Origin of the sequence: Georgenia ruanii (genome assembly GCF_009193175.1) — a bacterium.
Lineage (GTDB): Bacteria > Actinomycetota > Actinomycetes > Actinomycetales > Actinomycetaceae > Georgenia > Georgenia ruanii.
On the sequence record NZ_VUKE01000024.1, the window covers coordinates 36,694 to 58,745 of the forward strand.

The following is a 22,052-nucleotide window of genomic DNA, read 5'->3' on the forward strand; positions in this document are numbered from 1 at the left end:
GTGCCCGGCCCGGTGCCCGCCGCCCGGGCACAGCGCCCGCCCGGCCGCGCCGGTCCCGCAGGGTGCCCGGGGCGCCCGATAGGCTCGGGCGACCGGCGCCTACCGAGGAAGGACACGGCCCCCATGACGGACCTGGGTGACCCCGGCATCGCGGGCGTGCGCGAGGAGGTCGTGCTCCTCGACGACGCCGGCCGGCCCGTGGGCCTCGCCGACAAGGCGCGCGTCCACACCGACCACACGCCCCTCCACCTGGCCTTCTCCTGTCACGTGCTCGACGGCGCCGGCCGGGTCCTCGTCACCCGGCGGGCGTTGTCCAAGCTCACCTGGCCGGGCGTGTGGACCAACGCCTTCTGCGGGCATCCCGGGCCGGGGGAGCGCGTCGAGGACGCGGTGGCGCGGCGGGGCCGGTTCGAGCTCGGCCTGGAGGTCACCGAGCCGGTCGAGGTGCTGCCGGACTTCCGCTACCGGGCGGTGGACGCCTCCGGCGTGGTGGAGAACGAGATCTGCCCGGTGTACCTGGCTCGGGTGCCCGCCGAGCCGGCGCCCGAGCCGACGGAGGTGGCCGAGCATCGCTGGGTCGAGCCGGCCGACCTCGTGGCCGCGGTCCGCGCCGCCCCCTTCGCCTTCAGCCCCTGGCTGGGCCTCCAGCTCGCCGACGCCCGGCTGGTCGCCGCCCTCACCGCCTGACCCGGCTCGCGCCGGCCGCCCACGGCGGGCGCCCCGCGCCCTCGGGGCGCACCCTTGCCCGGGCCACGCGGCGGCGGCAGGCTGAGACCCCCGAGACCGCCGGAGGCACCATGACGGGCTACGAGGCCAGCGCCACCACCGACGTCGCCGCCCTGCCGCACACCGTCTGGACCGCGCTGACCACCCCGGAGCTGGCCGCGACGTACATGTTCGGGGCCACCGTGACCAGCGACTTCGAGCCCGGTGGCGCGATCACCTTCGCCGGGACGTGGGAGGGGCGCCCGTACGAGGACCACGGCACGGTCCTCGACGCCGAGGAGCCTCGCCTGCTGCGCTACACCCACGTCAGCTCCGGCGGGCGGGCCGAGACCCCGGAGGACCGCCACACGCTGACCTTCACGCTCGAGGAGATCCCGGACGGCACCCGGGTCACGCTCGTCCAGGACAACAACGCCACCCCGGAGGCGGCGGAGCACGCGCGGCAGAACTGGGTGCGGGTGCTCGAGGCGCTGCGGCTGACCGCGGAGCGCCTGGGCGGGTGAGCCGGTGCCGCCGCGCCGCCCCGGGTCCTCGGGGCGCGGCGTCCTACGCTCGACGGCATGGACTACACCCGACTGGGCCGTTCCGGCCTCACCGTCTCCGTCGTCGGCCTCGGCTGCAACAACCTGGGCCGGGCGGGCACCGCCACCGAGGCCCTCGAGGGGACCACGGCGGTGGTGCACGCCGCCCTCGACGCCGGCATCACCCTCTTCGACACCGCCGACACCTACGGCAAGGAGCCCGGCCTCAGCGAGGAGCTCCTCGGTGCCGCCCTGGGCAGGCGCCGGGACGACGTCGTCGTCGCCACGAAGTTCGGCATGGACATGAGGGGCGCCAACGGCCCCGACCACGGCGCGCGCGGCTCACGCCGCTACATCGTCCGGGCGGTGGAGGCCTCGCTGCGCCGGCTCGGCACCGACTGGATCGACCTGTACCAGTTCCACACGCCGGACCCGCTGACCCCGATCGACGAGACGCTGGCCGCGCTCGACGACGTCGTGCACGCCGGGAAGGTGCGCTACATCGGCCACTCCAACCGGACCGGCTGGCAGATCGCCGAGGCCGAGCACGTGGCCCGCGAGCTCGGCCTCACCCGGTTCGTCTCGGCGCAGAACCACTACAACCTGCTGGACCGGCGCGCCGAGCTCGAGGTGATCCCGGCGGCGGAGCACTACGGGCTCGGGGTGCTGCCGTACTTCCCGCTGGCCAACGGCTTGCTCACGGGCAAGTACGGCCGGGGTAGCGCGCCCGAGGGCAGCCGGCTCACCCACAGCCGGCGCCAGCTGCTCGAGCAGGCGGACTTCGACCAGCTCGCGCGCTTCACCGACTTCGCCCACGATCGCGGGCTCACCGAGGTCCAGGTGGCCTTCTCCTGGCTCGCGGCGCAGCCGACCGTCGGCTCCGTCATCGCCGGCGCCACCCGGCCCGAACAGGTCACCCAGAACGCCGGCGCGGCCGACTGGCGCCCCACGGCCGAGGACCTTGCCGAGCTCGACGCCATGTTCCCGCAGCTGCCCAAGGTCGCGCTCTTCTGAGCGCGTGGGCCCGGCGGCGTGTGCCGCCGGGCCCACCACGCGCCGGGCGAGTGCTGCTGCCCGGGCCTGGTCACGTGTTCACGGACGCCGCCCCGGCATCTCGGTCTCGCCGGGACCGGGCGCCGGCGTCTGCACCGGGCGCTCGGTCCCCTCGGGCTCGGCGCGACCCGGAGGCGGCTCCTCCTTGCCGGCGCGCTCGCGGGCGTACAGCACGTCACCGATGAAGAGGTCGTAGATCAGGATGCCGATCACACCGCCGATGAGCGGCCCGACGATGGGGATCCACCAGTAGTTGCTGAACCAGGGTCCGTTGCCGGGCATCGCGAACCCATCCCAGCCGCCGGCCCAGGCGAGCAGGCGGGGGCCGAAGTCGCGGGCGGGGTTGATGGCGTAGCCGGCGTTGGCGCCGAAGGAGATGCCGATCGCGGCGACCACCAGGCCGATGATGAACGGCCCAAGGTTCGCCAGCACGCCCGTGTTGCGCGCGTCGACCACCGCGGCGACGAGCATGAGCAGGAACGCCGTGCCGACGATCTGGTCGATCAGCGGCCCCCAGACCGCGCCGTTGAAGTACTGCGCAGGGAACGTCGCGAAGATGGAGAAGGTCGCGAGGTTGGGCCCGCCCCCTGGCGAGATGGCCCGCTGGTAGGCGCCGATGGCGGCGTTGTAGACCAGCAGCACGAGCGCGGCACCGGCGAACGCGCCCAGCAGCTGCGCGAGCCAGTAGGGCAGCACCTTGTGCCAGCCCAGCTTGCGCCGCAGGGCGAAGGCCAGCGTGACCGCCGGGTTGATGTGGGCGCCGCTCACGCCCCCGGCGACGTAGACGCCGAAGACGACGGCGAAGGCCCACCCGAAGGCGATGAGCAGCCAGTCGCCGCTGGCCAGGAAGATCGTCGTCGGGGTCGCGGCGCGTCCGGACCCCGGCAGGGCGGCGACGGCCATCGCCACGGACCCGCAGCCGAACGCGATGAGCACGAAGGTGCCGAGGAACTCTGCGAGGCACTCGCCCCACAGGCCTCCACGGCTCCGCAGACCGCTGCCGCGCCGGACGGCGAGCGGGGAGATCTCGTCAGACATGTCGACCCTCCGACCGGCACCGAGCGCGGCGGCGGGTGAGGGAGTGGGCGGCTGCGTCCAGCAGGCTCACGGGCTGACGGGCCGTGACGGTGTCGGCTCTCAGTGAGACATCGAGTCCTGCGACCGGGTGCTCGCTCCGGCGACGGCGTCGGTCGCGAGGCGTCGTCGCCAGCCCCCTCGTCGGGGATCGAGGACGGCCCCATTGTACGGCGCGGCGGTGCGGAGAGAGCCAGCCGATCGAGCACCGACGGCCCGGTCGCCCCTCCGCCGGTCGGCGCGATGCGTCAGCCGGCCCCCGGGCGTAGCGTGAGCGCTCCGACCCGTCCGGCTCCTGGTTGAACCTGGAGGGCTTCGTGCGCATCACCGTCACGCTCGACGGCGAGCTGCTCAAGGAGGCGTCCGTCCTCACCGGGATCACCGAGATGTCGGTGCTGCTGCGCGCGGCGCTGGAGGCCCTGGTCGAACGGGAGACGCCGGAGCCGGAGAACCCGCCCGAGGGCGAGGACCTGCCGGAGCCCGAGGACCTGCCCGAGCCCGAAGGGGAGTGACCTCCCCGAGCGCGACATGCGCGACATGACGGAGCGGCCGGCCCGGAGGCCGGCCGCTCGTCGTCGTCGTCGAGGTTCGGTCGCTGGCCCTCAGGGGGTCAGTGCGTCACCGCCCGCTCCGCGCCGGCCCCGGTCATCGACCGCACCTCCATCTCCGCCTGCTTGGCGGCGTCGTGCTCCGGCGAGGTGACCGCGCCGAGCCAGCCGAGGAAGAAACCGAGCGGCACCGAGACGAGCGCCGGGTTCGACAGCGGGAACCACGCGAAGTCCGCGCCGGGGATCATCGCCGTCTCCGAGCCGGAGACCACCGGGGAGAAGACGATGAGGATCAGCGCGCTGAGCAGGCCGCCGTAGATGCTCCACACCGACCCGCGCGTGTTGAACCGCTTCCAGTACAGCGAGTACAGGATCGAGGGCAGGTTCGCGCTCGCGGCGATGGCGAAGGCGAGGGAGACGAGGAAGGCGATGTTCTGCCCGTTGGCCAGCACCCCGCCGACGATCGAGATGGCCCCGATGGTCAGCGCGGTGCGCCGGGCCACCCTGACCTCCTGGGCCGGGTCGGCCTGGCCGTGCTTGAGCACGCCGTTGTAGACGTCGTGGGCGAAGCTGGCCGACGCCGTGATGGTCAGGCCCGCCACCACCGCGAGGATGGTGGCGAAGGCGACCGCGGCGATGATGCCGAGCAGCAGCGTCCCGCCCAGCTCGTACGCGAGCAGCGGCGCCGCGGAGTTCGCGCCGCCGGGGGAGGCCTTGATCGCCTCGACGCCCACCAGGTAGGCGGCGCCGAATCCGAGGATGAGGGTGAACAGGTAGAACGCCCCGATGAGGCCGATCGCCCAGGTCACCGACCGGCGCGCCTCCTTGGCCGTGGGCACCGTGTAGAACCGCATGAGCACGTGCGGCAGCCCCGCGGCGCCGAACACCAGCGCGATGGCGAGGGACACGAAGCCGAGCTTGGAGGTGGCGGAGGCGCCGTACTGGAGCATGGGCTCGAGGATGCGGTCGCCCTCGGGGTGCACGGCCACCGCCTCGCCGAGCACGTTGGAGAGGTTGAGCCCGTTGAGCGCCAGAACCCATAGGGTCATCGCGCCGGCGCCGATGATGAGCAGGACGGCCTTGATGATCTGCACCCAGGTGGTGCCCTTCATGCCGCCGACGAGGACGTAGACGATCATGAGGGCGCCGACGACGGCGATGACGAGCGACTGCCCGACCTTGCCGTCGATGCCCAGCAGCAGCGCCACGAGCCCGCCGGCGCCGGCCATCTGCGCCAACAGGTAGAAGAAACTCACGGCGAGCGTGGAGATGGCGGCGGCGGTGCGCACCGGACGCTGCTGCATCCGGAAGCTCAGGACATCCGCCATCGTGTACTTGCCGGTGTTGCGCAGCGGCTCGGCCACGAGCAGCAGCGCCACCAGCCAGGCGACGAGGAAGCCGATCGAGTACAGCAGTCCGTCATAGCCGTAGATGGCCACGGCGCCCGCGATGCCGAGGAACGACGCGGCCGAGAGATAGTCGCCGGCGATGGCGATGCCGTTCTGGCGCCCAGTGAAGGCCCGGCCGCCGTGGTAGAAGTCGCCCACCGACGTCGTCGTGCGGGACACCCGCACGACGATGACCAGGGTGACGACGACGAACGCCAGGAAGATCGCGATGTTGAGGTACGGGTTACCGACGTCCATCAGGCCTCTCCCTCCAGCTCGGTGCGCAGCTGCGCCGCGACGGGGTCGAGGGAGCGGTTGGCGTGGCGCACGTACAGCCACGTGATGAGGAACGTGCTGACGAACTGGAGCAGGCCGAAGACCAGCCCGACGTTGAGGTGCCCCAGCAGCGGCGTGGACATCGCGTCCTCGGCGTAGGTCGACAGCAGGACGTAGAGGAAGTACCAGACGAGGAACGCGACGGTCATCGGGAACGCGAACGCCCGGAACCTGCTGCGCAGCTGGGCGAACTCGGGCGAGGTCTGGACCCGCGCGAACTCCTCGGGAGCAGCGATCCGCCTGGTCGGGCCGGACTCCTCCAGCTCCGGCAGCGGGGAGTGGCGCGGTGGCAGGTGTGCCTCTGGGTTGTCGGACATACGTTTCCCCCTAGCGTGTGACGCGACTCACATCGGCGTGAATCGCGCACAAACTAGCAGCATCGGGACGACACGGCCGGAAACGTGGGCAGGTGCGCCCCGGCGTCTCCCGCCGCCACGTCGTTACCCCCTCACCGGGCGGGCGACGTCGCCCACGGTTCCGCCCGCACGGGGACCGCGCGGCGGCGACAGGGGGGGTGCCTGGCCCGGCGATGTCGTGTTGAATGACGGGCACCGAGACCCGCGGTGGGGCGAGGGCCGCGGGGCAGCGAGGGGGCGGTGGCGGACATGAGGGTCGAGTCGCGCGTGGTGTCCCTGTCGTGGATCCCCGCCGACTCCGTCGCGGCGTGGCTCCGGAACGGACTCGACGGGGGGCTCGCCCACTACGCCGAGCCGCCGCTCGCGGCGCTGCCCGGCCTGGACGCCGTCCAGCAGCTGCGCGCCGACGACCGGTTCCGCTTCGCCAACGTCCTGACGGCCTGGGCCGAGTTCGACGACGACGGCACCCCCACCGCGTGCGGCTACGGCCCGGACTCCGGCGGCGTGGTCGGCCCGACCACGGTGCGCCTGGCGTCCGTGGGGGCCACCTTCGGCGGGTACGCGCTGCCCACGCTGCAGCAGGACCCGATCCTCGAGCCGGGCCTTGCGCACGTCACCCAGACCGTGGGCGGGCGCACCGGGGTCCCGCTGCCGCGCGCGCTGCCGCACGCGCCGTTCGTGCTGTGGCAGGCGCCGATCGTGTGGACGACCCTGGCGCTGACCCTGCGCCCGGACGGCACCGCCGAGGTCGCCATGCCGGGCGCCAGCGCCTTCCCCCGGCACTGGGTCTACGGCCCCGACGGCGCGCTGCTCCAGGGCACCGGGCTGACGGACGAGGAAGGCTGGATGACCCACGCCTTCGCCGGGCGCACCCCCTGGGGCGACCAGGACTCCGACGGGGTGGTGGCGGAGACGGAGCGGGCCGTCGAGCGCCAGCTCGCCGCCGGGCTCCTGCACCCCGGGCGCTCCCTCGAGGTGCGCCGGCTGCCCGCCGGCGCCGTCGTCGCGCGGGAGGGGGAGCCGGGGGAGGAGATCTTCTTCGTGCTCGACGGCGTGCTGGCGGTCGAGCACGACGGCACCCCGGTCGCCCAGCTCGGCACGGGTGCGGTGCTCGGCGAGCAGGCGGTGCTCGAGAGCTCCGCCCGTCCCTCGACCCTGCTGGCCCTCACGCCCGTGCGCCTCGCGGTCGCCCGCGGCGACGCCCTGGACCTCGAGAAGCTCCGGGCGGTGGCCGAGGTCTCCGGCCGCCGGGCCGGGGCTCCCGCGCCGGCCGCGGACTGATCCGGCGACCCCGCCGACGCGCCCCACCGGGAACTTCAGAGCGGTGCCGTCCGTTGTTCAGGACGTGAAGAGCGACAAGGACCTCCCGCCCCTAGCTCACCCCCTGGCCGACGACGTCGTCCACGGCCGCCGGCTCCGCACCGCGGTGCAGCGGTCGGAGCCCACCGGCCGGCTCGCCGACACCCTCGAGCTCGTCGAGGAGATGGCCGCCGTCACCCGCTCCCAGGAGCAGATCTACGCCGTCATCGACCGGCTGACCGGCCTGCGCTTCGGCGAGCTGCAGGCGCTGAGCGCCGTGGCCGACGGCGCCGATCACGCCCGGGCGGTGGCCCGGGCGACGGGCCAGGTCGACGCCGCCGCCGAGGTGACCCTCGACGGCCTCGTGCGGCGGGGCCTGCTCGCGTGCCATGCGCACCCGGCCGAGCCCGCCGGCGGCAGCGCCTCGCTGGTGCACCTCACGCCGTCGGGCACCGTGGCCCTCCAGCAGGCCGAGGCGCTCCAGGTGCGCCTGCTCGACAGCGTGCTCGCGTCCCTCGACGCGGAAGAGGCCGGGCGGCTGCGCGCGGCGGTCGACCGGGTCGCCGGGGCCGTCGACAGCAGGCGCCCGGTGCTCGCCGGACTCATCGCCGACGCGTCGTAGCCGCCGGGGCGGGTGCGGCCGCGCCGCCGTCCGCCTCCGCGGCCGCCCGGCCCGCCGCATCGGCGCGCTCGCGCAGCAGCGCGCGTTCGCGATCGTTCTCGGTCAGGTCGGCCGCCCGCTGGAGCTCTGCGCGCGCCTCGGCGTGGCGGCCCACGCGGGCGAGGAGGTCCCCGCGCACGCTCGGCAGCAGGTGGTACGCGGCGAGGGCCGGGTCGTCCACGAGCCGGTCGACCAGCGCGAGCCCCGCCGCCGGGCCGGACGCCATCGCCAGGGCGACCGCGCGGTTGAGCTCGACGACCGGCGAGCCGGTCAGCGCCGCGAGGCGCCCGTACAGGGCGGCGATGCTCGCCCAGTCGGTCTCTTCGGGGGTGCGGGCCCGGGCGTGGCAGGCCGCGATGGCCGCCTGCAGCGCGTAGGGCCCCGGCGCCGCCCTCTCGGCGGCGAGCAGCGCCTCGGCGCGGGCCAGGGCCGCCAGCCCGCGGTCGATGAGCACCCGGTCCCAGTGGGAGCGGTCCTGGTCAAGGAGCAGCACCGGCTCCCCGCCCGGCCCGCTGCGCGCCCGCATCCGGGAGGACTGGATCTCCAGGAGGGCGACGAGGCCGTGGACCTCGGGCTCCGCGGGCGCGAGGCGCGCGAGCACGCGACCGAGCCGGACGGCGTCCTCGCACAGCTCCGGGCGCGTCCACCGTTCGCCGGACGTCGCGGCGTACCCCTCGTTGAAGATGAGGTAGACCACCTCGAGCACCGAGGCCAGCCGGGCGTCGAGCTCGGCCGGGGGCGGCAGCTCGAACGGCACGCCGGCGTCGGCGAGGGTGCGCTTGGCCCGCACGATGCGCTGGGCGACCGTCGCCTCCGCCACGAGGAAGGCCCGGGCGATCTCGCGGGTCGTGAGCCCGCCGACCATCCGCAGCGTCAGCGCCACCCGCGCGGGGGTGGTGAGCACCGGGTGGCACGCGATGAAGATCAGCCGGAGCAGGTCGTCGCCCACGTGGTCGTCGACGGCGGCGTCCACCGCCGCGGTCCCGTCCTCCTCGACCGTCTCGAGGTCCCGGGCGAGCTGGGCGTACTTGCGCTGGAGGTTCTGGTCCCGCCGGATGCGGTCGACGGCGCGGTGCTTCGCCGTCGCCATGAGCCACGCGCCGGCGTTGCGCGGGACGCCCTGGGTGGGCCACTGCTCCAGCGCGGCGACCAGCGCGTCCTGCGCGAGGTCCTCGGCCAGGCCCACGTCGCGCACCATGCGGGTGAGCCCGGCGATGAGCCGGCCGGACTCGATGCGCCAGACGGCCTCCACCGTGCGGTGGGTCTCGGTGACGTCGTCGTTCACGGGCACGAGCCAAGCATGCCGGGGCGGCCGTGCCTACTCCGCGGGGGGCCGTGTACGCCGTCCCCGGGCGCGTGGGCGTCGGGTGCGCCGCGGGCCCCGGCGCCATTAGGGTGCGTCGGGTGAGCGCACACCATGATGTCGTAGTCCTCGGCGCGGGCCCCGGTGGGTACGTCGCCGCCATCCGCGCGGCCCAGCTGGGGCTGAACGTCGCCGTCGTCGAGGAGAAGTACTGGGGCGGGGTCTGCCTCAACGTGGGCTGCATCCCCTCCAAGGCGCTGCTGCGCAACGCCGAGCTGGCCCACATCGTCACCAAGGAGGCCAAGACCTTCGGCATCTCCGGGGAGGCGACCTTCGACTACGGGGCGGCGTTCGACCGCAGCCGCACCGTCGCGGAGGGCCGCGTCAAGGGCGTGCACTTCCTCATGAAGAAGAACAAGATCACCGAGTACGACGGCCGCGGGGAGTTCACCGACGACCACACCCTGCGCGTGGCGCTGAGCTCGGGCGAGACCGAGACGATCACCTTCGACCACGCCATCATCGCCACCGGCACCGACGTGCGGATGCTGCCCGGCGTCGAGCTGAGCGAGAACGTGGTGACCTACGAGAACCAGATCCTCGACCGGGACCTGCCCGGCTCGATGATCATCGTGGGCGCCGGCGCCATCGGCATGGAGTTCGCCTACGTCCTGCGTAACTACGGCGTGGACGTCACCATTGTCGAGTTCCTCGACCGGGCCCTGCCCAACGAGGACCCCGAGGTCTCCAAGGAGATCACCAAGCAGTACAAGAAGCTCGGCGTCGACATCCTCACGTCCACCAAGGTCGAGACCGTCACGGACGACGGCGGCTCGGTGCGCGTGACGTACACCGACGCCAAGGGCGCGCCGGGCGAGCTCAAGGCGGACCGGGTGATGATCTCGATCGGCTTCGCCCCCCGGGTCACGGGGTACGGGCTGGAGAGCACCGGCGTGCAGCTGACCGAGCGCGGCGCCATCGCGATCGACGACTACATGCGCACCTCGGTGCCGCACATCTACGCCATCGGCGACGTCACCGCCAAGCTCCAGCTCGCCCACGTCGCCGAGGCGCAGGGCGTGGTGGCGGCCGAGACGATCGCCGGCGCGGAGACCATGGCGCTGGGCGACTATCGGATGATGCCCCGGGCGACATTCTGCCAGCCCCAGGTGGCCAGCTTCGGGCTCACCGAGCAGCAGGCCCGGGACGAGGGCCACGAGGTCCTCGTCGCGAAGTTCCCGTTCACCGCCAACGGCAAGGCGCACGGGCTGGGCGACGCGTCCGGCTTCGTCAAGCTCGTCGCGGACGCGAAGTACGGCGAGCTGCTCGGCGGCCACCTCATCGGTCCGGACGTCTCCGAGCTCCTGCCCGAGCTGACCCTGGCGCAGAAGTGGGACCTCACCGCCGCCGAGCTGGCGCGGAACGTGCACACCCACCCCACGCTGAGCGAGGCGCTGCAGGAGGCGTTCCACGGCCTGACCGGGCACATGATCAATTTCTAGTCGGTCGCTCGGCCGTTATCGGCCGTTAAGCCTGGTCAGAGGCCCGGATCCGCGGAATCTAGCGGATCCGGGCCTCTTCATGTCTTGGGGCGTCGTGGACACCTAGCGAGACGAGGCGACCAGTAGTCCATCCGAAGGGGCCATCCCTCGCCCCTGGTTGAACGACCCTGACGGGACTACGGTAGCCGGGTGCCGTTGTTGGACCGCGGCGAAGAGAAGCGGACCCTCGACCAAGTGCTCGACCGTGTGCGCGCCGGAGCCAGTGGGGTGTTGGTTCTTCGGGGGGAACCTGGAGTTGGGAAATCCGCCCTCCTCGACTACGCGGTCGAGCGTGCGTCCGACCTGCGGGTCGCCAAGACGGTGGCGGTCGAGTCGGAGACGGCCCTAAGTTTCGCCGCCGTCCACCAGTTGCTCCTTCCATTCCTGTCCGTCGCGGACCGGTTGCCTGAGCCACAGCGGCGGGCGCTCGGCGTGGCCTTCGGGCTGCAGGCCGGGCCCCCGGCCGATCCGTTCCTGGTCGGCTTGGCGGTGCTGACACTGCTTGCCGAGATCGGCGCGTTTCAGCCGGTTTTGTGTGTCATCGACGACGCGCAGTGGCTGGACGACGAGTCCGCCGACGTCCTTGCCTTTGTGGCGCGCCGGCTATTGGCCGACAGGGTCGGGATGCTGTTCGCGATCCGCGAGACCATGGAGCCGGACCCTCATCTGCAAGCGTTACCCGGTCTTCCACTCGCCGGCCTGCCAGCCCAGCATGCACACGAACTTCTGGAAACCTCGGTCGGCCGGCCGATCGACGTACGAGTAGCGGCACGAATCATTGCAGAGACCGGCGGCAATCCGCTCGCCGTGGTCGAAGTCGCCCGCGAGCTGTCCTCGGAGCAACTGATCGGACGCGCGCCGCTATCCGAGCCCTTGCCTGTGGGTCACAAACTCGAAGAACTTTTCCTGCGGCGCGTGCGTGAGCTTCCGAGGGATACGCAGACGCTGCTGCTGTTGGCGGCGGCGGAGATTCCGAGCAGGGGCGACCGGCTCTGGAAGGCGGCGGGGTCGCTGGGTGTCACCGAACTCGCCGCAGCTCCCGCGGAGAGCCGAGGAATGGTGGTGTTTGGGCCGGAGGTGCGGTTCTCGCACCCACTCGTCCGCTCGGCGGTCTACCACGGCGCGGCCCCGGGACAGCGTAGGGAGGCGCACCGCGCCCTCGCGGGGGCTTGCGATCCGCAGATCGACGAGGGTCCCCGGGCCTCGCATCTTGCCGCGGCCACTGCCGGGCCTGACGAAGGCGTCGCAGTCCAGCTCGAAATGGCAGCGGACCGGGCCAAGAGCCGTGGTGGCTACTCCGCCATGGCTGCGCTCCTTGAGCGCGCGGCCTTACTGACCCCGCTGGAGGAACGGCGAGCCGAACGACGGCTGCTGGCTGCGAAAACCCACGTTGCCGCTGGGGCACTTGACCGGGCGGAGGCCTTATTGGGCGAGGCTGCCACGGGTTTGCACGATCCACGGTCGACCGCGCAGGCGACGCAGCTGGAGGGCAGGATTCGGTTCCACCGCGGGCGGGTAGCCGAAGCAGTCTTCTCGCTTCTCTGCGCGGCGAGACGATTGCGGTCGCTCGACCCGCGTGAGGCGCGGGACGCGCTGCTCTCCGCACTGGAGGCCGCCGTGTTCGCCGGATGGGCGCCCAGCGCCCCCCTCCTGCAAGAGATCGCGCGGACGGCGCAGCATCTGCCGCACACCGGTGATCCTCCAGACTCGGCGGCCCAATTATTGCTCCAGGGTTGCATCACGCGGTTGACGAGTGGCTATGTGGCGGCGGTGCCGACGCTGCGTCGCACGGTCCAGGCCTTCCTCGCGGATGAGATAGACCAGGATGTTGCGCTCCAACGAGTGGAACTCGCCGCCGTCCTTGCCGCTGATCTGTGGGACGACTCCGCGGTCGAACAGTTGGCCGCTGACTGGATCGACCGGGCGCGTGGGATCGGTGCGTTGCCCAGGCTCGCGGCCGCGCTCGCTTTCCGGGGCGTCTACGTCGACGGGCCCGCTGGACGGCTCGCCGCTGCCAGGGTCGCGGAATCGGAAGCGCACGAACTGGCGGAGGCGACCGGCAACCCTGCGATCGTCCCTCCCACGGGCGCTCACACCCTGCTCACCCTTGCGCTCAGCGGCCGCGAGGCGGAGGCGCGAGCCATAGCCTCGGCAGTGGCAGGGGAGGCCCCGGGCAGGGGGGCCGTCGGTGAGATGGCCATGGCGGCGTCCTTCCTTGGCGTGCTGGAGCTCAGTCTCGGCAACTATGGTTCGGCCGTGGTGTGCCTGGATGCGGCTTACACCGATGACACGCCGCTCGTCGGGACCCGGTCACTGCCCGACCTGGTCGAAGCAGCCGTCCGTTCCGGTCGCCGAGACCTGGCAGAACGCGCACTCCATCGCTTGGAGGACCGTGCGACCGCGACCGGCACTTCCCTAGCCCTCGGGTTGCTCGCCCGGTCGCGAGCTCTGCTGGCCACCCCGGCCCAGGCCCTTGACGAGTACGAAGACGCCCTGGACAGGCTTGGCCGGACCCGAGCCGCCTCCGAGGTCGCTCGCACGCTCCTCCTATACGGCGAGTGGTTACGTCGGCAGCGCCGTCGGCGTGAGGCACGCGCCCAGTTGCGTACCGCACACGACATGTTCGATGGAATGGGCATGTACGCCTTCGCCGAGCGGGCGCGCCTGGAGTTGAGCGCCACCGGCGAGCACGTCCCGAAGCGGGAGACGGAGACGCCCGAGGACCTCACCCCCCGAGAGGCGCAGGTCGCCGCCCTGGTCAGTCAGGGTGCGGCGAATCGCGATATCGCCGCCCAGCTGTTCGTCAGTCCAAGTACTGTGGAGTACCACCTGCATAAGGTCTTCCGAAAGTTCGGCGTGACCTCGCGCACCCAGCTCGCCCACCGCGTGATCAATCAGGGCTCAGGCGCCGTGGCCCTACTCCCGGCCTCGAGCGCCCACACCTCGGCCGCCACCGACCCTGCATCTGCGATTTCGACCCAACGGCGAGGGCCAAGACACCCCGGCGCTGCGAAGGCGCGCTAACACCCGGTGCTGAAGCCGCTGCTCGAAGCTTGACCGAGCCGGCGCATGTAACGGCTTCGGCGCGCCGGGCGGGTGCTCCGCCCTGGCGGTCTGCGGCAGTCACCGAAACCGGTGAGGCCCCCCGATGGCCGACAGGTCGGCACGTGGCCTGCCCGACGCATCGACATCCTGGAGCCCGACTGGGCGTTTCATGGATTCCACGCCGTCCGTCGCGCCCTACCTTGTTGACACCGGACTACGCGGCCGTAGCCACCGGGGGCAGGACACCTCTCGCGTCAACGCGAGGAGTGTCTCGCGAACTCGTGTTGGGGGAAGCCATGGCAAGCACGACCAGCGAGAAGTCAGGGAAGGGCCTCACCGATGGAGTTGTTTCCGAGCTGGCGACCTACTGGAACGTCCTGCCTGGACACGAAGAGGAGCTGCGGGCGGCGACTCAGCGGTTCGCGGACATCCTGCACAGCGCCGGTCTCGAGAAGAACATCCACACAGGCCTGCGGGACCAACGCCACGTGATCTTCGACGGCGGAGAACGGCTGATGTGGGCCACGACCTTCGAAACGGAATGGGACCCCTACTTCGACGATTTCGTCCAGATCGGCATCGAGCACTTCCTGGACTGGATGCAGCACACCACCCAATACGAGGACGTCTCAGCGTGGCTGGAGAGCTCCGGCGGAGTGGAGACTTTTCGGCTGGACAACCCTGATCTCGAGGCCCAGTTGAAGCGGAGCGTCGGCGGGCTCAAGGCGATCGTGCAGTCAGTGCAGAGCCCGGCAACTGGCTACGTCAACAACACGGGCACGTGGACGATGCCGGAGATCGTCAAGGCGATGCGTGTGCAGCAGGCGTTCCAACAGGTGCTCGACGACCCCGCCGCCGAGGAGGCGCTGCAGCACCCGGCGCTGAAGCCCCTGCTTGACCAGGCCGCTGAGTGAGCCGGCGGGGCGGCAATCACTGCCGCACGCGACTGCCGAGGGGGCGCCGTGACAACGCAGACAGACACAGCGCTGGAGGTCAGCGACATCCAGGCCGCCGCCCTGATGCCCCGGCCTAATCCCTATGCGGGCACGTACGTGGCCGTGCGGATCGACGACCGGCACACCGGGCGGGAGCTGCTGCGGCGACTGATACCCCTGCTCGATCCGGTCGCCTCGTTCGATCCCCAACGGCCGGTCTCGCTCGGGGTCGGGTTCAGCTTCTCGGGGCTCGAGGCGATCGGTGTGCCGCCGGACTCGCTGTCCAGCTTCCCATCCGAGTTCCGGCAGGGCATGGCCGCTCGCGCGGCCTACCTCGGCGATGTGGGGGAGAACGCCCCCGAACACTGGGAGGCGCCCCTGGGCTCGAAGGACCTGCATCTCGTGGTGGCCGCCCTGGCGCGGGACACCGCCCTGATGGAGGCTCTGGTCATGCTCGCCCAAGACGCCATCCGGGACCTACCGGGCGTCTCGCCGATCTGGCAGTTGGACGTGCACGTCCCGCCGGACGGGCGCGAACAGTTCGGCTTCAAGGACAGCATCAGTGAGCCGGCGGTCGAGGGCACTGGCATCCTTGGCAGCAACCCGCACGAAGCCCCGCTGAAGGCTGGGGAGTTCGTCCTGGGTTACGAGGACGAAAACGGAGACCTGCCGCCGATCCCGCAGCCGGAGATCCTGGGCCGCAACGGCACGTTTGTAGCCTTCCGAAAACTGCATCAGCGCGTGGCGGCCTTCCGCACCTATCTGCGTCAGAACGCCGCGGACGATGACGAACAGTGGTTGGCGGCCAAGTTCGTCGGGCGCTGGCCTAGCGGTGCTCCATTGGCCCTGGCGCCGGACAAGGACGACCCTGAGCTGGGCGCCGACCCCGAACGCAACAACGCCTTCATGTACGGCGACGACCCACGGGGGCTGAAGTGCCCGGTCGGGGCGCACGCCCGACGGATGAACGCCCGCGACGCGGCCATCACCGGCGAGGTTCGGCTGCATCGGATGATCCGGCGCGGCGCCAACTACGGTCCGTCATTGCCGCCCGGCGTGCTGGAGGACGATGGCGCTGACCGCGGACTGATGTTCGCCTTCGTCGGCGCGCACTTGGGCCGGCAGTTCGAGTTCGTTCAGCGGCAGTGGGTCAACGACGGAAAGTTCATCGGCGCGCCCGCCGAGCGGGACCCGCTGGTCGGTGTTCACGATGGCGGCCAGTTCACCATTCCGAAGCGGCCAATCCGCCGTCGCCTGCAGGGACTGCCTGACTTCGTCGTCAACCGGGGCGGCGAGTACTGCTTCATGCCCGGCTTGCGGGCGCTCCAATGGCTCGCCGATCCCGCCGCCTGATTTCGGGAGATTGTCATGGCCGATCACTTCTCCGGCCCGCGGGCTCTGGCCGATCCCGCCTCGGACATTACCGACGTTTATGCCTTCCCAAGCCCGGAGCGGCCCGGTCACCTCGTGCTCGCCCTGAACGTGTTCCCGGCCGCCGCTGCGGGGGCGCTGTTCTCCGACGCACTCATCTATCGCTTGCGCCTCCGGCCCGTGACGGCCACCACGGCGGGCGGCACACCGACCTTCGTGACCGGGGCCGAGGAGTATCTGTTCGAGTTCCGCTTCGCCGTTCCGACCCTGGAGGACAGCGCTGACGGCGTGGTGCAGCGCGGCACCTGCATCACGCCCCTGGGGGCGGAAGTCTCGTTCCAGGTCGGCGAACGGGAGCCGACCGAAATGACCGAAAGCCGCGGTGTGCGCATCTTCGCCGGGGCTCGATTGGACCCGTTCTTCATCGACCTGGCCGCGGAGCAGGCCACCCACGCGTCGCAGCGGCTGATGTTCAGGCCCAAGGGCGTGAACGCCGTCAACGGCGCCAACGTGCTGAGCATCGTCCTCGAGCTCGACGTCGCCACGGTGCTCGACCGCGACACCGGAACGCTGCTGGGCGTCGTCGGTGAGACCGTGGCCTCCGCCGAACACCACGTCCGTATGGAGCGCATGGGCCGGCCGGAGATCAAGAACTTCATCCTGCAGGACAAGAAGTACGACACCGTCAACCGTGACCTTGAGATCCGCGACCTCTACAACGCGGAGGACGCCTTCGACCTGCGCCAGGACTATGTCGGCGCGTACCGCGCCCGGTTGAACGCCAACCTGGCCTTCTTCGACCGCTTAGACGGCAGGATCGACTGGCCAGCGGACGAGGAGGGTGTCCATCCGTTGACCGAGTTGCTCCTGGCGGACTTCCTCGTAGTCGACGCGTCCAAGCCGTTCTCCGACGACGGCTTCCTGGAGATCGAGCGTGCCGTGCTCGCCGGCCGTCCGCACATGACCCGCGGCGGCAGGTCGCCCGACGACGACATCGTGGACCTTCTCTACACGCTCCTGGTCGGCGGCCTCGACGGACCGCGGATCAGCGACGGTGTCGACGGGCCGACCCAGCCGGCCGCTCGCAGCTTCCCCTACCTGGTCAGCCCCAATCCCGATCCGCCGGACCTGAGGGCGGTGCTTGCCGCGGCGACCGCGCCACCGAAGGAGGCAGCATCATCACCGGGATGATCGAGGACGGCCGCCGAGTACCCACCACCAGCGGGGTCATCGCCGTGGCCAACCTCCAGGCCCAAGTCGACGGTCTGGTGGCTCGTCTCCCCACTGCACGATTCGCGCGGACGGCACTGTCATCTCCGGCGGTGGCCGAACGGGCGCTTCTGGTCGACCTGCTCATCCTGCGCGGGCAGGTGTCAGGCCGCATCACGGACTACGAAAGCGCCGCGGCTCTGGCCGAGGCACTGGTCCGGGACGCCCCGGACGAGAGCACGTCGTGGTTGGTTCGGGCCAGGACGCGAGCGATCTTCCACCAGTTCGCGCGCACACTCGCCGACCTGGATGCCGCGGGGCGGTGCGGTGCCGACCGGGCCACCGTGCAGGCGGAGCGGGCGGCGATCCTCCAGGCTGTCGGCTGCTACGCCGAAGCCCTAGCGCTGCGCCGGGACGCGGCGCAGCGCCGACCCGACTTCGCGGCGCTCGGTGCGCTGGCCGTGCTCGAGGCGGAGCGCGGGCGGGTCGACCGGGCGGAACGCCTCTTCACGCAGGCGAGCCACCGCTACCGGGGTGTCTCGCCGTTCCCCTTGGCTTCGCTGAATTTCCGGCGTGGGCTGATGTGGCTCGGCGAGCGGGATCTCACGGTCGCCCGTGCCTGGTTCCGCGCCGCCGTAACTTTAGTGCCGGCCTACGCTCCGGCGCTGGGTCACCTCGCCGAGGTCGACGCGGCCCTGGGCGCCCGTGAGGCGGCCATCGGCCGACTGCGCCGCCTGGCGGAATTCAGCGACGACCCCGAGTACGCGGCCGAGCTCGCCGGCGTGCTTCGCGACGCCGAGCAGATTCAGGAGGCCGAGCACTGGCGCAGCATCGCAGCGTCCCGTTACGACGAATTGGTATTACACCATCCGGAGGCCTACGTGGACCATGCGGTCGAGTTCTGGCTCACCGTGGGGGCCGATCAGCCAAAAGCTCTCCGATTAGCGTCGCAGAGCCACGCGAGCCGGGCAGCTCAAAGGCTCGCCATGCCGCACGGCGACATTCCAATTGTCTGATGGCTACCCGATCTCGACGACCAAGCCTAGGCATGCTGCCATGGACAAGAGCTACGACCTGGTAGTGATCGGCGCCGGTCCTGCCGGGGAAGTCGCGGCCGAGCTAGCGAGCGCCTTCGGGCGCGCTGTGCTCGTCGTCGAGCGGAGCACGCCAGGCGGGGTGGTTACGACCACCGGCGGCGCCCCTACGAAGGCCCTGCGCGAAGCCGCGCTCTACCTGACCGGCTACCGCCAGGAGGAGGTTTACGGCGTACGGGCCGCAGCGCCGCTGCAAGCCGTGATGCCTACTCTGGGTGTCAGGATCGAGCAGGTCCGCGATGTCCTGCAGGACGCTGTCGCACGCCGCTTCGTCGCTCGCGGCATCACGTACCTTCAGGGAGTTGCCCGAATCGACACGGACCGCACAGTGCACATCACCTCACCTGATGGAACGGCGCACGCGGTCGCGTCTCGCGCGGTTGTGATCGCAACGGGGTCACGCCCCACGCATTACTCCGGCATTCCCTTCGACGACCCGGACGTCTACGACTCCGATGAGATCTGGGCGCTGCCCGCTGCTCCGACAGACATCGTCATCGTCGGCGGCGGCCCAATCGGCGTCGAGTTCGCCACCGTGTTTACCGCCCTCGGCATCCCCGCCACACTTGTCAACAAGTCCGATCGCCTCCTGCCGACCGTCGACGGCGAGTTGGCCGGGCTGCTGGCCGAGGAGTTCCAGCGGCGCGGAGTCCGGCTGGTACTGGGCGCGGGCGCGGACGGGGTGAGGCGCGTCGACGGCCGGCTCCTGGTCACGCTCTCGAACGGCACGGCCCTGGAGGGGGACGCGGTCTTGTTCGCCGCTGGTCGCACTGCCAACACGGAGGCCCTCGGTCTCGAACAGGCCGGCGTGCGACTCGACGCCGCCGGCCGGATCATCGTCGACCGCTACTACCGGACGACCGCTCCAGGAATCTACGCAGCCGGCGACGTGGTGCGACCCGGCCTCGCCTCCAGCGCTATGCAACAAGGACGAGCAGCGGCGGCTCACGCCTGCGGACTGGTCTTCGGTGTCGAGATCGACCAGACGGTAAGTACCGCTGTCTACGGCCTACCCGAAGTGGCCAGCGCCGGTGCGACCGAAGAACAGATCCGCTCCAGCGGCATCCCGTACGCGGTGGGCCGCTGCGACCTCTCCACCACCCCACGCGGAGCAATCGCCGGACACGGTGGACTGCTCAAGCTCATCTTCCACGCCGATAACCGCAAACTGCTCGGCGTCCACTGCTTCGGCGACATCGCCTCCGAGGTGGTCGGCCTGGGCCACGTGGTCCTCCAGCTTGGTGGCAGGATCGAAATGTTCTTGACACTCGCGCTCAACACGCCCACGTACAACTATGCGTATCACGACGCAACTGTCGACGGCCTGACCCGACTGACGAAGCTGATGGGCATGCCCGAGAGCGGGGAATCGCCAGTACAGAGATCTCGGGCTTCATAGCCGTGCATTGACGCCCGTTTTCGGCGGTTCACGGGCTGCTTGGGCGGGCAATTATGGTCGCAGGCGGCACCATTCTCCGGTTGGCAGGTCGCAACCAGCACCCTGGGTCGGACAGTCATCCCGCTGGGGCTCAGCCTCCGTCACAGCGATTTGGTCGCGCCCCCGTTCGCCAATGCCGCCGCCGGTCTCGACCGGCCCCTGTTGCGGGCACATTGTGCGCGTCGTCACGCCAGGCAGTTTGAGTCAAACGATTGCAGGATCGCCGAGTAGGTGCCGAGGCGATCAGACGGGCCTCGAGAGCGGGGCTGGTCGGTACCAATGGGGCGCCTTCGGGGAAGAGCGCGAACGTCGGCTATGAGGGAACCTAAGAACGATGCGCTGCTGCGGATGACCCGTGGCTCGGTAGGGTTGCCAGTGGCGGGTCTGTGTTGCCCACTCGAGATCACGACGTGACCGTCAGGGTCTCGCCACCTCCGTCTCGGCGGGGGAGTGCGCACGCGCCCCGATTCCCCAGGGTTCCCCCACGGGCCCGGCTCACGGCGAATCCGCAGGTCAGGGCGAGTTCGAACAGTTCAACGTCTAAGCGTCGGTGTCTGCGGCGCCGGGGTAGGTGTTCCTGATCCTGGAGCTCCGAGTCTGGAGCGCGCCGTGGGCACCCGCCCCCAAGCCCCGCCGAGCCGACGTACACCCCGTTGCCGTCCACTTGGGTCGCAGCGCTCAGAGTTTGCCGCTGGCGTACCCGATCGTTGTGCCCTTGGCCGATGAGCGTGCCGTCGTCGTCATCCTGTAGTGGCACGCAGGGGGCACGAGCGCCGTACAGCGGAACCGGAATCCGCAGAGTTCCAACCGTTCCGGACCCTTCGGACGAGACAATCATGACTGCCTTCGGCCGTAACCGGCTGACTCACTCGCTCGCTTGGGAACGGTTCCTCAGGTGGTCTTGCCGCGATGCTCGGGCCCCTGTTCCACCGGCCGGCCGCGCTTGTCGTTCATTCCGACCAGCATGGTGTGTATTTCCCGGGTGAGGTCGGTGTTGGTCTTCAACTCGAGCTCTTGCTCGACGAAGTCGTGGTCAGCCTTGGCCTGCTGGAAGGAGGCTTGTCGGTTCTGACCGATCATCACGAAGGTCGACAGGAAGATCGCCTCGAGCGACACGGCCAAGGTGAGGGTGGGCCAAGGGCTGTCTTCGAGCACGAGCATCCACACCGCGAAGACGGCGACGTGGACGTAGACGAAGGGCATTGACCCGGCGAACTTGGTGATCTGGTCGGCGATCCGCAACTGCACGCTCTGGGCGCGCTTCAACCTCGCCTCGACGAGCGCCGGGTGCTTCGCGGCCGGCAGGGCGAGGGCGTGGTGTGTGTTCATGACGTCTCCATCGGGCTCGCAGCAGGTGGTGCGGCGCGGTCAGGGCACGTGCCCCGATCGCCGGAGCCAACGATATTGCGGTCCAACTTCCCACGGATCGGCGCCTGTTCAACCCCGGACGCAGGCGCCTTGAGCCCTGCTTCCATGCCGTGATCGTCGCGTGGTGGTCACCGCGTGGCGGTACCGCATGGTGCATGCGTGACGACACCGGGAACCTCTTCATCCGTCGCGGACGGTGGCCGCGATGATGGCGGGCCGCTGCTGGCCATGCCGCAGACGCCACCTCGTAGATTCGTCTATCCGCGCTAACGGCGGCGTGGTCCCGGATAGAGCACCGTGAAGGTCTCCAGCACCACGGGCATGTCGGCGCGGAACGTCCGTCCGTAGGCGGCGAGCGTGTCGGTGAACTCGCGCTGGCGCTGGCGGCGCCAGTGCTCCAGGCTCCGGTCGTCCTCGCCCTCGGCGGCCGCGTGCTCGGCCGGCACCTGGTCGAAGGGCCGGACGTCGACCGTCTCGATGCGCACGAGCACCTGCGGCTGGCCGTTGCCGTCGCAGATGATCGACAGGTCTCCGGGGTTCGGTTGCTCCTCGCCCTGCTCCTGCCGTTCCCACAGGCTGCTCGAGGTCGCGGTCTTCACGCCCGCCAGCACGAGCGCGAGCAGCTGGTCCGCCTCCTCGGGGGTCGAGCCGAAGGACCACGCGGGCGGTGTCAGCGCGGCGAGCTCGCTCTTCCCGACGACGACGTCGAGGCCGGTGATGTCGGCGACCTTGCTTGCCAGGGCCCAGAACCGCTCGACGGCCTCGTCCTGGGGAGGGGCGGACTCC

At 70.8% G+C, this 22,052-nt stretch carries 19 protein-coding genes; 13 read left to right on the top strand and 6 right to left on the bottom strand.

Annotated features, from left to right (window positions below; translation table 11 throughout):
• The first annotated feature begins 123 nt into the window (after positions 1-123).
• From idi to GD880_RS18255, 3 genes are all read left to right on the top strand, one after another.
• On the top strand, positions 124-687 hold the full coding sequence (idi, locus tag GD880_RS18245) for an isopentenyl-diphosphate Delta-isomerase (protein ID WP_193314598.1): 564 nt from the start codon (positions 124-126) through the stop codon (positions 685-687).
• Positions 688-797: 110 nt separating this feature from the next.
• A complete protein-coding gene (locus GD880_RS18250) occupies positions 798-1,229 on the top strand; it encodes an SRPBCC domain-containing protein (RefSeq protein WP_152233035.1) in 432 nt (143 codons plus the stop codon).
• A 57-nt stretch (positions 1,230-1,286) separates the two neighbouring features.
• Positions 1,287-2,261, top strand: a complete 975-nt coding sequence (locus GD880_RS18255) for an aldo/keto reductase (RefSeq protein ID WP_152233036.1) — start codon at positions 1,287-1,289, stop codon at positions 2,259-2,261.
• Between the two features lie 78 nt (positions 2,262-2,339).
• On the opposite strand, the gene GD880_RS18260 is transcribed toward GD880_RS18255, so the two are convergent.
• The gene (locus GD880_RS18260) at positions 2,340-3,338 is read right to left on the bottom strand and encodes an MIP/aquaporin family protein (protein WP_152233037.1); all 999 of its coding nucleotides are present in this window, start codon (positions 3,336-3,338) and stop codon (positions 2,340-2,342) included.
• Between the two features lie 353 nt (positions 3,339-3,691).
• Here GD880_RS18260 and GD880_RS18265 point away from each other — a divergent pair, with 353 nt between their 5' ends.
• Positions 3,692-3,886, top strand: coding sequence for a type II toxin-antitoxin system VapB family antitoxin (locus GD880_RS18265; RefSeq protein ID WP_152233038.1), 195 nt, complete (start codon positions 3,692-3,694; stop codon positions 3,884-3,886).
• Positions 3,887-3,984: 98 nt separating this feature from the next.
• Here GD880_RS18265 and GD880_RS18270 read toward each other — a convergent pair whose 3' ends face one another.
• The gene (locus GD880_RS18270; protein WP_152233039.1) at positions 3,985-5,568 is read right to left on the bottom strand and encodes a solute symporter family protein; all 1,584 of its coding nucleotides are present in this window, start codon (positions 5,566-5,568) and stop codon (positions 3,985-3,987) included.
• Positions 5,568-5,963, bottom strand: a complete 396-nt coding sequence (locus GD880_RS18275) for a DUF485 domain-containing protein (protein ID WP_152233040.1) — start codon at positions 5,961-5,963, stop codon at positions 5,568-5,570. Before GD880_RS18275 ends, GD880_RS18270 begins: the two co-directional genes overlap by 1 nt.
• 288 nt (positions 5,964-6,251) lie before the next feature.
• Here GD880_RS18275 and GD880_RS18280 point away from each other — a divergent pair, with 288 nt between their 5' ends.
• Both GD880_RS18280 and GD880_RS18285 read left to right on the top strand, forming a co-directional pair.
• On the top strand, positions 6,252-7,283 hold the full coding sequence (locus GD880_RS18280; RefSeq protein WP_152233041.1) for a cyclic nucleotide-binding domain-containing protein: 1,032 nt from the start codon (positions 6,252-6,254) through the stop codon (positions 7,281-7,283).
• A 64-nt stretch (positions 7,284-7,347) separates the two neighbouring features.
• Positions 7,348-7,923, top strand: a complete 576-nt coding sequence (locus tag GD880_RS18285; protein ID WP_152233042.1) for a hypothetical protein — start codon at positions 7,348-7,350, stop codon at positions 7,921-7,923.
• Here GD880_RS18285 and GD880_RS18290 read toward each other — a convergent pair.
• Positions 7,904-9,247 carry an RNA polymerase sigma factor gene (locus tag GD880_RS18290; protein WP_452176755.1) on the bottom strand — a complete coding sequence of 448 codons (1,344 nt, stop codon included), beginning with the start codon at positions 9,245-9,247 and terminating at the stop codon, positions 7,904-7,906. The genes GD880_RS18285 and GD880_RS18290 overlap by 20 nt on opposite strands.
• Positions 9,248-9,366: 119 nt before the next feature.
• Here GD880_RS18290 and lpdA point away from each other — a divergent pair, with 119 nt between their 5' ends.
• The 7 genes from lpdA to GD880_RS18325 all read left to right on the top strand — a co-directional run bounded on the left by lpdA (position 9,367) and on the right by GD880_RS18325 (position 19,859).
• Positions 9,367-10,767, top strand: coding sequence for a dihydrolipoyl dehydrogenase (gene lpdA / locus GD880_RS18295; protein ID WP_152233043.1), 1,401 nt, complete (start codon positions 9,367-9,369; stop codon positions 10,765-10,767).
• Positions 10,768-10,956: 189 nt separating this feature from the next.
• Positions 10,957-13,830, top strand: a complete 2,874-nt coding sequence (locus tag GD880_RS18300) for a helix-turn-helix transcriptional regulator (protein WP_152233044.1) — start codon at positions 10,957-10,959, stop codon at positions 13,828-13,830.
• Positions 13,831-14,147: 317 nt separating this feature from the next.
• Entirely contained in the window at positions 14,148-14,765 is a 618-nt protein-coding gene (locus GD880_RS18305) for a hypothetical protein (RefSeq protein WP_152233045.1), read from the top strand.
• Positions 14,766-14,870: 105 nt separating this feature from the next.
• A complete protein-coding gene (locus GD880_RS18310) occupies positions 14,871-16,139 on the top strand; it encodes a Dyp-type peroxidase (RefSeq protein WP_152233057.1) in 1,269 nt (422 codons plus the stop codon).
• 15 nt (positions 16,140-16,154) lie between these two features.
• Positions 16,155-17,348 (top strand): DUF4331 family protein, encoded by a 1,194-nt coding sequence (locus GD880_RS18315; protein ID WP_152233046.1) that lies wholly within the window; start codon positions 16,155-16,157, stop codon positions 17,346-17,348.
• The gene (locus GD880_RS18320) at positions 17,345-18,382 is read left to right on the top strand and encodes a tetratricopeptide repeat protein (RefSeq protein WP_152233047.1); all 1,038 of its coding nucleotides are present in this window, start codon (positions 17,345-17,347) and stop codon (positions 18,380-18,382) included. The genes GD880_RS18315 and GD880_RS18320 overlap by 4 nt, the downstream gene beginning before the upstream one ends.
• 40 nt (positions 18,383-18,422) lie before the next feature.
• Complete coding sequence (locus tag GD880_RS18325) at positions 18,423-19,859, top strand: FAD-dependent oxidoreductase (RefSeq protein WP_152233048.1); 1,437 nt, start codon at positions 18,423-18,425, stop codon at positions 19,857-19,859.
• Between the two features lie 930 nt (positions 19,860-20,789).
• Here the strand turns inward: GD880_RS18325 and GD880_RS18330 are convergent.
• Both GD880_RS18330 and GD880_RS18335 read right to left on the bottom strand, forming a co-directional pair.
• On the bottom strand, positions 20,790-21,227 hold the full coding sequence (locus GD880_RS18330; RefSeq protein ID WP_152233049.1) for a DUF1003 domain-containing protein: 438 nt from the start codon (positions 21,225-21,227) through the stop codon (positions 20,790-20,792).
• A 305-nt stretch (positions 21,228-21,532) separates the two neighbouring features.
• Positions 21,533-22,052: ASCH domain-containing protein (locus GD880_RS18335; protein WP_226909810.1), on the bottom strand; the 520-nt coding region annotated here is incomplete at its 5' end.